The sequence below is a fragment of the Vannielia sp. SX4 genome, assembly GCF_052828525.1.
Map to the genome: position 1 here is coordinate 1,145,710 of NZ_CM128247.1, position 12,362 is coordinate 1,158,071.

A 12,362-nucleotide genomic window follows, 5' to 3' on the forward strand; every position below is an offset into this window, starting at 1 on the left:
GGTGTGAAGAGCCATTTCAAGGACGTGACATGACAGTTGAAACCACCGATACGCTGATCGTGGGCGCCGGACAGTCGGGCATCGCGATGAGCGAGCACCTGCGCGATCTGGGCATTCCGCACCTCGTGCTGGAGCGCAACCGGGTCGCCGAGCGCTGGCGGTCGGAGCGGTGGGACTCTCTGGTAGCCAACGGCCCCGCCTGGCATGACCGCTTCCCGAACATGGAATTCAACGATGTCGAGCCCGACAGCTTCCCTGCGAAAGAGCGGATGGCCCGCTACTTCGAGGATTACGCCTCGATGATCGACGCACCGATCCGCACCGGCGTCGAGGTCAAGCATGTGCGCCGCGCCGAGGGCAAACCGGGCTACCGGGTCGAAACCTCCGAAGGCGTGATCGAGGCGCAGCGCGTGGTCGCCGCCACCGGCCCCTTCCAGGCCCCCGCCATGCCGCAGATCGTGCCCGAGAGCGCCGGTCTGACACAGCTCCACTCCTCCGCCTACAAGAACCCCGGCCAACTGCCCGAGGGCGCCGTGCTGGTAGTCGGCGGCGGTGCATCCGGTTCGCAGATCGCCGAAGAGCTGCAGCGCGCGGGCCGCAAGGTCTACCTCTCCATCGGCGAGCACTACCGCCCCCCGCGCAGCTACCGCGCCCGCGACTACTGCTGGTGGCTCGGCGTGCTCGGCAAATGGGACGAGATCAAGATCGACGCCAAGAAGAAGCACGTCGCCTTCGCGGTCAGCGGTTACGACGGAGGCAAGACCATCGACTTCCGCCGCCTCGGCAATATGGGCATCACCGTGCTGGGCCTGACCCAGACCTACGAGAACGGCAAGCTCACCTTCGCCGACGATCTGGTGCAAAACCTCGCAGAGGGCGACCGCGCCTATCTCGACGTGCTCCGCGAGGCTGATGAGTACGTGGCCCGCAACGGCATCGACCTGCCCGAAGAGCCCGAAGCTTGGGAGATCCAGCCAGACCCGAACTGTGTGACCAACCCGGTGCTGGAGCTTGATGTACAAGAGGCCGGCATCACCTCGATCCTCTGGGCCACCGGCTTCAAGTTCGATTTCACATGGCTCGACGTGCCCGGCGCCTTCCGCGATGGCATGCCCTTCCACAAGCGCGGCATCTCCGCCGAGCCGGGCATCTATTTTCTCGGCCTGCCCGAGCTGACCAACCGGGCCTCCTCCTTCATCTACGGCTGCTGGTATGATGCCAAGTATCTCGCCACCCACGTGATGGTGCAGCGCAACTACACGGCCTATGAAAAGGACATGCCTGTGCCGGGAACCCTCGTAGCCCGCCGCGCCGGGTGAAGCCCCGCACAAACCACCCCTTCATGACCGGCGCCGCCCCGCGCCGGTCAACGCATTTCTGACCCACTCCGAAAGGGACGCCATGCCCAAGATCGTCTTTCTCAACGGCCCCAACGCCAACCTCTACGGCCTCGATCCCAGCGGCACCTACGGGTCAGACAGCTTTCCGGTGATCGAGCAGAAGTGCCATGATAAAGCCAAGGCTCTCGGGCTCGAGCTGGACTTTCTGCAAAGCAACCACGAGGGCCAGCTCATCGACTGGATTCAGGCCGCGCGGCTCGATGCGCAGGGCATCATCATCAACGCCGCCGGGCTGACCTATACCTCCATCGCCATCCTCGACGCGCTCATGGCCTTCGACGGCCCGATCCTCGAATGCCACATGAGCAACATTCACAAGCGCGAGCCCTTCCGGCACCACTCCTACATCTCCAAGGTCGCCACCGGCATCATCGCGGGCCTCGGCGTCCGCGGCTACCTGCTGGCGCTCACCACCATGAGCGAGATGGTGGGGGAGGGGGCATGAGCCGCGATATCCTCGCCTTCTATTCCGCCGTCGATCCCTTCGAGCCGTGGCGCGATGCGCTGGCGCCCCACCTGCCGGATATCGAGATCGCCCGCGCCGAGGATATCACCGAACCCGAGCGCGTCCGCTACACCCTGGTCTGGAAGCCCCCCGTAGGCTTCTTCGCGCGCTTCCCCAACCTTTCGATGGTCATCAACCTCGGCGCCGGGGTCGATCAACTCGTTGCCCGCGATGACCTGCCGAACGTGCCCGTCACCCGCCTCTCCGACCCCGAGATGGGCCGGATGATGGCCGGTTTCGTGCTCTTCTCCGTCCTCCGCCACGCCCGCGAGATCCCGCATTTCGAAGCGGCGCAGCGCGAGAGCCGCTGGTCCTACCGCCACCCCAAACGCGCGGCGGAAACCTGCGTGGCCATCCTCGGCCTCGGCGAACTCGGCCGTCTGGCTGCCGAAGAGGTCGCGCGGCAGGGCTTCGACACCCACGGCTGGGCCACCCGCCCCAAGGATATTCCCGGCGTCGCCGCCCACCATGGTCCCGAGGCCCTTCACCCGCTGCTGGCCCGCGCCGATATCGTGGTCTGCATGCTACCCCTCACCCCCGGCACCCGCGGCATGATCGACGCGGACCTGCTCGGGGCCTTCAAACCGGGCGCCGCTTTCGTCAACGTCTCGCGGGGCGAAATCGTGGATGAACCGGCGCTGGTTTCGGCGCTCCAGAGCGGCCAGATCGGCAGCGCCACGCTCGATGTCTTCGCCGCCGAGCCGTTGCCTGAGACCAGCCCGCTCTGGCAAATGCCCGGCGTCCTCGTCACCCCGCACCTCGCCTCGGTCGCCATCCCCCAAACCGCCGCCGCTCAGATCGCCGCGAACATCCATGCGATGGCCGAAGGCCGGCCGGTCGAGAACCGCGTGGACCCTGCGCGCGGCTACTGATTTTCGCGCACGGTTGACCAAACTTTGGGCGGCCCGATTTTTCGCTCTCGCAACGCGGCCCTGCTAGGGCCGCGTTTTTCGTTGTTTGACAGGGATTTATCGCCGGGAACGGAAAAGCCTAAGCAGCGAAAAGGAATATACAAGTTGTTGGAATTCGCGCCGCTCCGCAGCCTTGAGCCATGACCGGACGCCGGGCCAACCCCTTCCTGTCCAGATGCGCCCTGCGCCCGGTCTCCACCATAACCCGCCCCCAAGGCGGACCACGCGCCCAGAGCGCACCAACGGGAGACCACGATGAAACTTCTTTCCTTTGCCCTCGCCACGGCCCTCGCCGCGCTGCCCATGGGCAACGCGATGGCCGAGACGCCGATCAAGATGGCGGTCGAAACCCCGCCGGGCGATCCGCTCAACCTGATGCTCACCACCTTCCGCGACACGCTCACCGAAAGCGGCGGCTTCACCCCCGACTTCTACGAAAGCGGCGCGCTGGGCGACGAGGCCGCCCTGACCGAGCTGCTCCGCGCAGGCCAGATCGACGTGGTGCCGCTCGGCTCCGACGTGGTCGAGCTCGACAGCAAGTTCGCCGTCTTCGATCTGCCCTTCCTCTTCGATGACAAAGCCACCGCCCGCGCCGCACTCGATGGCGCTCTGGGCGAAAAACTTGCCGCCTCCTTGCGCGAGACCACCGGCCTTCAGGTGCTGGCCTTCGGTGAACTGGGCTTCCGCGCCATCTCCAACTCCGTCCGCCCGATCGAAACGCCCGCCGACCTCGCAGGCCTGAAGCTCCGCACCCCCGGCTCGCAAACCCGCATCATGGCCTTCACCGCGCTCGGCGCCGCGCCCACCCCGATGCCTCTGGGCGAGGTTTACGTCGCTCTGCGCCAGGGCGTGATCGACGGGCAGGAAAACCCGCTCTCGGTCGTGCAGGAGTTCTCCTTCGACGAGGTGCAGGAGTTCGTCTCGCTCACCAACCACGTCTACACCCCCATCACCCTCGCCATGGCCGGTTCGGCATGGGATGCGCTCTCCCCCGAGGAGCAGGCTGCCGTGACCGCCGCCGCCAAGGCCGGCGCCGAGGCCACGCGGGTGAAGTCGGATGAAAGCGACGCCTCGCTCGTCGCCGAGTTCGAAGCCGCGGGCATGAAGGTCAACACCCCCGACCTCGCCGCCTTCAAGGAGGCCGCCGCCCCGCTGCGTGCCGAGTTCGCCGCCATCGTCGGCGAAGAGTTCCTCACCGAAGTGGAAGGCAGCCTGAAGTGACCGGCGCAAAAAACCTCAAGACCGGGGGCCGCAAGGCCCCCGCGTTCGTGTATGACGGCGACGGATACCGCGCCCGCATCGGCCTGATCTTCATGGCCTCCTCAGTGGTTATGGAAAACGAGATGTGGGCGATGGCGCCCGAGGGCGTCTCGGTCCACACCAACCGGATCAAGCTGCCCAAGGTCACGGTCGAGGGCATTCAGGCGATGATGGATGCCCCCGAGCTGGAGCAATCCGCCCGCCTGCTCGCCTCCGCCCCGCTCGATGTGCTCTGCTTCGGCGGCACCTCGGCCTCCTTCCTGCACGGCACCGCCTACGACAAGGCGCTGATCGAGAAGATGAAGGACTGGGCGCCGGGCATCGCCGTCAACACCGCCTCCACCGCCTCGCTCGCGGGGCTTGCCGCAGTGGGCGCCGGGCCGGTCGTTCTCGCCACGCCCTACGTGGATGAAGTCCACGCCCGCGCCATCCGCTTTCTCGAGGAGAACGGCCACAAGGTGCTGGCGAGCGACAACCTGAGGATCAGCGAAGATCAGGCGCTGGCCGAAGTCCCGCTCGAGAAGATCTTCGACATGATCTGCGAGATGGACACGCCCGAGGCCGAGGCCGTCTTCATCAGCTGCACCAACTTCCGCAGCGCGGGCGTGATCGACGCGCTGGAAAAGGAACTGGGCAAGCCGGTGGTGAGTGCGGTGCAATCCTCCTTCTGGCACGCCCTGCGCCTCGCGGGCATTGAAGATGACTGCCCCGGCTACGGCCAGCTCTTCAAACAGCCCCTGCCGGAGCCGCGTGCATGATCGGCGCGGGTCAACAAACCGATGCGCCGCCTCCCGGCGGCGCTGCGGGCCGCTGGGCCACGCGCGGACTGGAGGCGCTGGCCGCCACGCTGATGGGCGGCATCGCCCTTCTGGTGCTGGCCAACGCACTAGGCCGCTACCTCTTCGGCAATCCCCTGCCGTGGAGCGAGGAACTGGTCGTCACCGCCATGATCTGGGTCGCCTCCGTAGGCCTCCTGCTCGGCGCGATCCGCGGCTCCCTCATTACCTGCGACGTGCTCGTCGTCCGCCTCCCGCCGCGTGCATGCCGCCTTCTGGCGGTGGCCTGCGGCGTGATCGGCGCAGGCGCGCTCGGCTTCTTCGCCTGGCAGATCAAGGCCTACCTCGGCCTCTTCGGCGGTGATGTCACGCCGATCCTGCGCATGCCAAAGGGCCTCGGCATCTCGGCCCTGATGCTGGCGATGGCAGGCATGGGCGCGGTGCTCTTCTTCCGCGCGGCGCAGCTTCTGGCACGGGGGGCGCGGCCATGATGGGCCTCGCCGCCGCCACCATCCTCACCCTCTGCGGGCTGGCGATTGCAGGCTTCCCGATCATCGTCGCGCTCGCCGCCTCGGTGGTGGTCTTCCTCACCTTCTCCGGCGGCTGGATGCTGGCCATGCCGCAGCAAACCCTGGCTGGCCTCTCAGACCCCATTCTCGTGACCCTCCCGCTCTTCATCCTCGCTGGCGGCATCATGAACGCGGGCGGCATCGCCGACCGTCTCTTTGCCTTCGCCGGTGCCCTGCTGGGCTGGATGCGCGGCGGGCTGGCCCATGTGAACGTCGGCGTCAGCCTGATGTTCGGCGGCATGATCGGCACCTCGGTGGCCGACCTCGCGGGCAGCGGCTCGGTGGTCATCCCCAAGATGAAGCAGGCGGGCTACCCAGGCCCGTTCTCCGCCGCGCTCACCGCCACCTCCTCGGGCATCGGCGTGCTGGTCCCGCCCTCCTCGCCGATGATCCTCTACTCCGCCGTCACCGGCACCTCGCTCGGCGCGATGTTCCTCGCGGGCGCGGTGCCCGGCCTGCTGATGGCGCTGGTGCTCATGCTCACCGTCGGCCTGCTCGCCCGCAAGCACGGCTGGAAACCCGCGCAAAGCTTCGAGTGGACCGAGCTGATGCGCACCGGCCGGGCCGCGATCTTGCCGATGGGCATGCCCGGGCTGATCCTCGGCGGCCTCGTCTTCGGCCTCTTCACCCCCTCCGAGGCAGGCGCCTTCGCCGTGGCCTACGCGCTCTTCCTGTCGATGGGCGTCTACCGCAGCCTCGACCTGCGCGGCCTCTACCGCGTCGCCGTCGATGCCGCCGTGCTCACCGGCGAGGTGCTCATGGTGGTGGGCCTCTCCACCGCGCTCGGCTGGGCGCTCAGCCAGGCCCGCGTGCCGATGGCACTGGCCGAGCTGATGCAGGTGATGTTCCCCTTCGAGAGCGACGTGCTGCAAATCCTCGTGCTGCTGCTGCTCGCCCTCGTCGCAGGCATGGTGCTCGACCCGCTGATCCCCATGATCATGCCGGTCCTGCTGCCCTCACTGCTCACGCTTGATGTCGATCTGGTCCACTTCGGCGTGCTGATGGTAGTGACAGTCGCGATCGGACAGGTAACGCCCCCCGTGGCGCTCGCCCTGCTGGTGGCCGCCCGAATAGGGCAGGAGGAGGTGCTGGCCGTGACCCGCGCCAACATGCCCTTCCTCCTCGCCCTCATCGGCCTGCTGCTGCTGCTGGTGCTGGTCCCGCAACTCTCGCTCTGGTTGCCCGGCTTCCTGATGTAAGGGCCCTGCAGCCACCCATCCGGCCAGAACTCAGGGGCATCCTTCCGGGGGTGCCCCTTCTGCTGTCTGCAAACCGCCATTTCGGGCCGCTCCTGCAGGGCGGAAATCTTGGGCAGAGCGCCCCGGCGACCGCCCAAAAATCCATCACGTGCATTCGGGTGGTTCAGCAGGCAACGTCCCACCTTGCGCCAAACCCCAGTAAATTCAACGCCATGCCCCGCGCCTTCGGAGAAACCTTGCCAGCGCGAAGGATTATTGAAATGTCCCCCGCCGCGCCGGTCTGCAAACTTCTTAGGCATTGGAACAGGCACCACGGAAGGGGGCAGCATGATGGATCGACGAGGGGAGCGGTGCAGGACCGTCGCATCGCTGAGCCGCTCCGAAGCCTCCACCCCCTGACCCAAAGGCGGCCCCGCCGCCGCAGACCGACAACATGGAGACCCACATGAAACATCCTCTCGTCGCCGCCCTGGCGCTCACCGTCCTCGGCACCTCCGCCGGGGCCGAAACCCTCACCGTCAGCACATGGGGCGGCTCGTTCCGCGACCTGATCGACGCCACCATCGCCAAGAAGTTCACCGAAGAGACCGGCGTCGAGGTGGAGTATATCACCGGCGGCACCATCGACCGGCTCAACGCCGCCCGGATGAACGCCGACAGCCCCGAGAGCGACGTGACCTTCACCACTTCGCACATCGGCTGGCTCTACCAGAACGCGGAGCTCTTCGAAGAGCTCGACATGAGCAAGATCCCCAACGCCGCCAACCTCGTGGAGCAGGCCAAGATCAGCCCCGGCCACATCGGCGCATGGGCCTATGTCTACACCATCGGCTACCGCCCCGACATGCTGCCCGAAGGCATCGACTTCGACAGCTGGGAGGATCTGTGGTCGCCCGAGCTTGAGGCCTCCATCGCCGCGCCCGATTTCGACCCCTCCCACATCATCGCCGTCTCCGCCATGCTGGCAGGCGCCGATGCCGAGAACTGGGAAGCCGGGCAGGAAAAGCTGATGGCGCTCAAGCCCAACTTCAAGGCCTTCTACACCAACGATGCCAACTCCCAGCAGCTGATCTCCACCGGCGAGACGCCCGTGCAGATCCTGCTCTCGATGAACGCCTACCACATGCAGAACGAGGGCGTTGATATCCAGCTTGCGATCCCCTCCGAGGGCGCGGTTCTGGGTGTCGATACCATGGGTATCACCGCAGGCACCGAGAAGGCCGAGCTGGCCTATCAGTTCATCAACGCGGCCCTCGACCCCGAGGTGCAGGCCGAGATCGCCAAGATCAAGAAGGGCAGCCCGGTCGTGACTGGCGTCGAGCTTCCCGCCGAGGTCTCCGAGCTTCCGGGCGTCTTCACCACCGCCGAGCAGTGGGACAGCCAGACGCTGATCATCCCCCACGCCCTGCGCGCCGAAAAGACCGCCGAATGGCGCAAGTGGTTCTCCGAGAACATGATCGCCAACTGATATCCCCCGCCGGGCCGGGGCCCTCACCCCCCGGCCCGGCACCTTGAATGACCAGAAGAGCACCATGACCAAACGACCGTTTCTGGGCTGGTTCGTCACCCCCGCCGGGCTCATCGCCATCGGCATCGCCGCGTCGTTTCTGGCGATCCTGCAATACAGCCTGCGCGCCCATGTGCCGGGCATGCTCGATCCCGGCGGCTTCACCTTCGACAACTTCACCACGCTGCTGAAGCCCGCCTACGGCAAGGCCTTCATCACCACCGTCCTGCTCTGCTTCTGGACGGCGCTCTTTACCCTGCTCATCGGCTACCCGCTGGCCTTCGCCATGCTCCGCACGCGCTCCGGATGGCTGCGCGGGGCGATGCTCATCATCACCCTCACGCCGCTCTTTCTGGGCGAGGTGGTGCGCACCTATTCGTGGATCATCGTTCTGGGCAATCAGGGCTTTCTCAACTCGGCCCTCCTGGGGCTGGGACTGATAGACGAGCCGATCTCCTTCATGTTCACCACAATGGGCGTGGTCATCGCGCTGGTCCACTTCACCCTGCCCATCGTCGTCATCATGCTGGCCGCTGCCATCGCCCATATCGACCGCAAACTCGAGCAGGCCGCCTTCAGCCTTGGCGCGGGGCGCATCAGGGTGTTTCTCACCGTCACCCTGCCGCTCTCGGTGCCCGGCATCGTCGCCGCCAGCTCCACCGCCTTCGCATGGACCTTCTCGGCCTTCGCCACGCCCCAGATGATCGGCGGCGGGCAGGTGGTCACGATCTCCACGCTGGTCTATCAGGTCGGCTTCGCCTCCTTCAACTTTCCACTCGCCGCCTCGCTCTCTCTCGCGGGCCTGCTCTTCACCATCGCGGTGCTGAGCATCTTCAACCTCGGCATGCGCCGGATCGAGCGGCAGGGAGCCCACTGACATGAACCGCACACCTCTCGACCACTTGCTCACTTGGTCCGGCCGCATCCTCGTGGTGCTCATCCTCGGCTTCGTGCTTCTGCCCTTCGTGGTGGTGCTCATCGCCTCCTTCAACCACTCCAGCATCCTCACCTTTCCGCCGCAGGACTGGTCGCTGCGCTGGTATGCCCATGCCTTCGAGTATGACGACTTTGCAGATGGGGTAAAAAACTCCCTGATCATCGCCGCCTTCGGCTCGACGCTCGCGCTCGTCGCAGGCACCGGCTTCGCCTACGTCCTCAACCGCTACGAATTCCGCGGCAAGGCCACCCTCCACGCGGTGCTGATGTCGTCGCTGGTGATCCCCAACTTCACAATCGGCCTCGGCCTGTTGATCCTCGCGGCCTCGGTCTCGATCCCGCGCAGCATGGGGCTGCTGGTGTTCCTGCACATCACCATCGTGCTGCCCTTCGTGGTGCGCTCGGTCTACGTCAGCCTGCAGAACTTCGAGCGCCAACTCGAAGCCGCGGCCGAAAGCCTAGGCGCCGCGCCGCGCCGGGTGCTCTTCACCGTCACCCTGCCGCTGCTGCTGCCCGGCCTCGCCGCCGGCTGGCTCTTTGCCGCGATCCTCTCGTTCAACGAGTTCACCGCCTCGCTCTTTCTGGTCAACCAGCGCACGCAAACGCTGCCGGTTGCCATGTACAACTACGTGCGCGAATACGCCGACCCCACGCTCGCCGCCGTCTCGGTGATCTACGTGGTCGCCGTCGCCGCCATGCTGATCCTCGCGCACATCTTCTTCCGGCTCGAAAAGGTCTTGAATGTTGATTGATCCCAAGCTGCACCAGCCCGCCGAGGCCGTGCCCGGGCAGCCTCCCGCCCGCCCCGCCGTCAAGATCGACGGCGTGTCCAAGACCTTCGACGGCACGCTGGCGCTGGAGCCCACATGGCTGAAGATCCGCAAGGGCGAGTTTCTCACGCTCCTCGGCCCCTCCGGCTGCGGAAAGACCACGCTGCTCAACCTCGTCGCGGGCTTTCTGGAGCCCGACAAGGGCGAGCTTTTCATCGACGATGCGCTGGTCACCCAGGTGCCCGTCCACAAGCGCGAGATTGGCATCGTCTTTCAGAACTACGCGCTCTTTCCGCACATGAACGTGCTGAAGAACGTCGAATACGGCCTCCGCACCCGTGGCGTTCCGGCCGCCGAGGCCCGCAACCGGGCGATGGAAACCCTCCGCCTCGTCAAGCTCGACCAATTCGCCGACCGGCGCCCCAAGCAGTTGTCCGGCGGGCAGCAGCAGCGCGTGGCGCTGGCCCGCGCGCTGGTGATCCGCCCCAAGGTGCTCCTGCTCGATGAGCCCTTCTCCGCGCTCGACCGTAACCTGCGCGCCGCGATGCAGATCGAGCTGAAGGAAATCCAGCAAAGCCTCGGTGTAACCACCATCTTCGTCACCCACGATCAGGGCGAGGCCCTGAGCATGTCTGACAGGATCGCCGTGATGTCGAAGGGCCGCGTCCGCCAGATCGGCACGCCCGAAGAGATCTACGCCAGCCCGGCAGACCGTTTCGTCGGCACCTTCGTGGGCGATGCCAACCTGCTCACCGGCGCCGTCACCGCCTGCGAAGCCGGGCAGCTCACCCTCGACCTCGCAGGCACCCCCCTGACCCTCCCCGAAAGCGCCGCCCCCGAGGCCGCTGCGGGCGGGACGGTCGAGCTTTTCGCCCGCCCCGAGGTTTGCCAGCTTGTTGCCCCCGGCACCCCCGGCGCGGTGCCGGCCACGGTCAGCTTCGCCGTTTATCAGGGCGCCCATGTCGAGCTGCACCTTGCCTGCCCTGCCGCTCCGGAAGGGCCGATCATGCTGCGCCTCCCCGTGGCCAACGTCCCCAAGGTCGGCGCCGCCGTTGCCGTGGCCCTGCCCGAAGCGCCAGTCATCTTCACCGGAGAGGCACAATGAAGGCCATCACCGCATCCCAACCCGGCGGCCCCGAGGTGCTTGAAGTCACCGAGCGCCCGCAGCCGCAACCCGGCCCCGGCGAAGTGCTCATCGAAGTCGCCGCCGCAGGAGTGAACCGCCCCGACATCATGCAGCGCTCCGGCGCTCTGCCCGCGCCCCCTGGCGTCACCGACATTCTCGGCCTCGAAGTCTCCGGCACCGTTCTCGCCGTGGGCGAGGGCGTGCAATCCCCCGCCGTGGGTGACAACGTCATGGCCCTGCTGAACGGCGGCGGCTACGCCGAATGCGCGCTCGCCTCCGCCGACCTCTGCCTGCCCGTCCCCGAGGGCCTCAGCCTCACCGAGGCCGCCGTGCTCCCCGAGGGCCTGTTCACCCTCTGGCACAACCTCTTCGAACGCGGCCGCCTCGCGCCGGGCGAAACCGTGCTCATCCACGGCGGCTCCAGCGGCATCGGCACGCTAGGCATCCAACTCGCGCTCGCCACCGGCGCCCAGGTCATCACCACCGCCGGCGGGCCTGAAAAATGCGCCCGGCTCGAGGCGATGGGCGCCCGCGCCATCGACTACCGCAAAGGCCCCCACGCCGAAGCGGTGCTCGACCTCACCCAAGGAGAAGGCGTCAACGTCGTGCTCGATATCGTCGGCGGCGAGGCGCTGGCCCAGAACCTCGATTGCCTTGCCCCCGAGGGCCGCCACGTGAGCCTATCGTTCATGGCCGGGCCGCAGGCGCAGGTCGATCTGTCGAAGGTCATGCGCAAGGGTCTCTGGCTTACCTCCTCCACCCTGCGCCCCAAGCCCGCGCACGAAAAGGCCCGCCTCTCCCGCGCCGTCCGCCAGCACCTGCTGCCGCTCCTCGGCCCCGGCAAGGTCGCCCCCGTGCTCTCCCGCAGCTTCCCGCTGGCCGAGGCCGCGGAAGCTCACCGCTTCCTCGAAAGCGGCCAGAACTTCGGCAAGATCGCCCTCCAGATCGCGCCCACCGACTAACCCAAGCCCGAACGGACCCAAATGGAACACCACCGCATCCGCCCCTTCAACACGGCCGACACCTACCCCGAGCAGAAGCTCGACAACGACCTCGCCCAGGCCGTCGTCACCACCGGCGGCAGGATCGTCTGGCTGCGCGGCCAATGCCCGCAGGAGCTCGATACCGCCGTCAACATCGCCAGCCACGACCCGGCGGAGCAGACCCACAAGGTGATGCAGAACATCAAGCAGCTGATCGAGGAAGCGGGCGGCACCATGGAGCACCTCGTCAAGGTCGTGGTCTATATCACCGACGTGCGCCACCGCGAGGCCGTCTACCGGACGATGGGCGAATACATCAAGGGCGTGCACCCGGTGTCGACCGGCCTCGTGGTGCAGGCGCTCGCCCGCCCCGAGTGGCTGGTCGAGATCGACGGCACCGCCGTCATCCCGGACTGAGGG

Annotated in this window: 13 protein-coding genes; all 13 read left to right on the forward strand. The window is 66.8% G+C overall.

Annotated features, from left to right (window positions below; all coding sequences use genetic code 11):
• Positions 1-29: 29 nt before the first annotated feature.
• The 13 genes from ACUXVX_RS05755 to ACUXVX_RS05815 all read left to right on the forward strand — a co-directional run bounded on the left by ACUXVX_RS05755 (position 30) and on the right by ACUXVX_RS05815 (position 12,359).
• Positions 30-1,319 carry a flavin-containing monooxygenase gene (locus tag ACUXVX_RS05755; RefSeq protein WP_446310757.1) on the forward strand — a complete coding sequence of 430 codons (1,290 nt, stop codon included), beginning with the start codon at positions 30-32 and terminating at the stop codon, positions 1,317-1,319.
• A gap of 82 nt (positions 1,320-1,401) precedes the next feature.
• A complete protein-coding gene (locus tag ACUXVX_RS05760; RefSeq protein WP_446310758.1) occupies positions 1,402-1,845 on the forward strand; it encodes a type II 3-dehydroquinate dehydratase in 444 nt (147 codons plus the stop codon).
• On the forward strand, positions 1,842-2,777 hold the full coding sequence (locus ACUXVX_RS05765; protein WP_446310759.1) for a 2-hydroxyacid dehydrogenase: 936 nt from the start codon (positions 1,842-1,844) through the stop codon (positions 2,775-2,777). Before ACUXVX_RS05760 ends, ACUXVX_RS05765 begins: the two co-directional genes overlap by 4 nt.
• A gap of 294 nt (positions 2,778-3,071) precedes the next feature.
• Positions 3,072-4,037 carry a TRAP transporter substrate-binding protein gene (locus tag ACUXVX_RS05770; RefSeq protein ID WP_446310760.1) on the forward strand — a complete coding sequence of 322 codons (966 nt, stop codon included), beginning with the start codon at positions 3,072-3,074 and terminating at the stop codon, positions 4,035-4,037.
• Positions 4,034-4,834, forward strand: a complete 801-nt coding sequence (locus tag ACUXVX_RS05775; protein WP_446310761.1) for a maleate cis-trans isomerase family protein — start codon at positions 4,034-4,036, stop codon at positions 4,832-4,834. The genes ACUXVX_RS05770 and ACUXVX_RS05775 overlap by 4 nt, the downstream gene beginning before the upstream one ends.
• Complete coding sequence (locus ACUXVX_RS05780; RefSeq protein ID WP_446310762.1) at positions 4,831-5,343, forward strand: TRAP transporter small permease; 513 nt, start codon at positions 4,831-4,833, stop codon at positions 5,341-5,343. Before ACUXVX_RS05775 ends, ACUXVX_RS05780 begins: the two co-directional genes overlap by 4 nt.
• The gene (locus ACUXVX_RS05785; protein ID WP_222495540.1) at positions 5,340-6,620 is read left to right on the forward strand and encodes a TRAP transporter large permease; all 1,281 of its coding nucleotides are present in this window, start codon (positions 5,340-5,342) and stop codon (positions 6,618-6,620) included. Before ACUXVX_RS05780 ends, ACUXVX_RS05785 begins: the two co-directional genes overlap by 4 nt.
• Positions 6,621-7,065: 445 nt before the next feature.
• Positions 7,066-8,088, forward strand: coding sequence for an ABC transporter substrate-binding protein (locus ACUXVX_RS05790; RefSeq protein WP_222495539.1), 1,023 nt, complete (start codon positions 7,066-7,068; stop codon positions 8,086-8,088).
• 64 nt (positions 8,089-8,152) lie between these two features.
• Entirely contained in the window at positions 8,153-9,004 is an 852-nt protein-coding gene (locus ACUXVX_RS05795) for an ABC transporter permease (protein ID WP_446310763.1), read from the forward strand.
• A gap of 1 nt (position 9,005) precedes the next feature.
• The gene (locus ACUXVX_RS05800; protein ID WP_446310764.1) at positions 9,006-9,815 is read left to right on the forward strand and encodes an ABC transporter permease; all 810 of its coding nucleotides are present in this window, start codon (positions 9,006-9,008) and stop codon (positions 9,813-9,815) included.
• A complete protein-coding gene (locus ACUXVX_RS05805) occupies positions 9,805-10,938 on the forward strand; it encodes an ABC transporter ATP-binding protein (protein WP_446310765.1) in 1,134 nt (377 codons plus the stop codon). The genes ACUXVX_RS05800 and ACUXVX_RS05805 overlap by 11 nt, the downstream gene beginning before the upstream one ends.
• Complete coding sequence (locus ACUXVX_RS05810; protein WP_446310766.1) at positions 10,935-11,921, forward strand: NAD(P)H-quinone oxidoreductase; 987 nt, start codon at positions 10,935-10,937, stop codon at positions 11,919-11,921. Before ACUXVX_RS05805 ends, ACUXVX_RS05810 begins: the two co-directional genes overlap by 4 nt.
• 21 nt (positions 11,922-11,942) lie before the next feature.
• On the forward strand, positions 11,943-12,359 hold the full coding sequence (locus ACUXVX_RS05815; RefSeq protein ID WP_446310767.1) for a RidA family protein: 417 nt from the start codon (positions 11,943-11,945) through the stop codon (positions 12,357-12,359).
• Positions 12,360-12,362 lie beyond the last annotated feature (3 nt).

What these genes read in the sequence shown, in the direction of transcription:
- ACUXVX_RS05795 (WP_446310763.1), top strand. Translation starts at nt 8,153, where the DNA reads ATGACCAAACGACCGTTTCTGGGCTGGTTCGTCACCCCCGCCGGGCTC.
- ACUXVX_RS05815 (WP_446310767.1), top strand. Translation starts at nt 11,943, where the DNA reads ATGGAACACCACCGCATCCGCCCCTTCAACACGGCCGACACCTACCCC.
- ACUXVX_RS05760 (WP_446310758.1), top strand. Translation starts at nt 1,402, where the DNA reads ATGCCCAAGATCGTCTTTCTCAACGGCCCCAACGCCAACCTCTACGGC.
- ACUXVX_RS05765 (WP_446310759.1), top strand. Translation starts at nt 1,842, where the DNA reads ATGAGCCGCGATATCCTCGCCTTCTATTCCGCCGTCGATCCCTTCGAG.
- ACUXVX_RS05785 (WP_222495540.1), top strand. Translation starts at nt 5,340, where the DNA reads ATGATGGGCCTCGCCGCCGCCACCATCCTCACCCTCTGCGGGCTGGCG.
- ACUXVX_RS05800 (WP_446310764.1), top strand. Translation starts at nt 9,006, where the DNA reads ATGAACCGCACACCTCTCGACCACTTGCTCACTTGGTCCGGCCGCATC.
- ACUXVX_RS05790 (WP_222495539.1), top strand. Translation starts at nt 7,066, where the DNA reads ATGAAACATCCTCTCGTCGCCGCCCTGGCGCTCACCGTCCTCGGCACC.
- ACUXVX_RS05780 (WP_446310762.1), top strand. Translation starts at nt 4,831, where the DNA reads ATGATCGGCGCGGGTCAACAAACCGATGCGCCGCCTCCCGGCGGCGCT.
- ACUXVX_RS05770 (WP_446310760.1), top strand. Translation starts at nt 3,072, where the DNA reads ATGAAACTTCTTTCCTTTGCCCTCGCCACGGCCCTCGCCGCGCTGCCC.
- ACUXVX_RS05805 (WP_446310765.1), top strand. Translation starts at nt 9,805, where the DNA reads ATGTTGATTGATCCCAAGCTGCACCAGCCCGCCGAGGCCGTGCCCGGG.
- ACUXVX_RS05755 (WP_446310757.1), top strand. Translation starts at nt 30, where the DNA reads ATGACAGTTGAAACCACCGATACGCTGATCGTGGGCGCCGGACAGTCG.
- ACUXVX_RS05810 (WP_446310766.1), top strand. Translation starts at nt 10,935, where the DNA reads ATGAAGGCCATCACCGCATCCCAACCCGGCGGCCCCGAGGTGCTTGAA.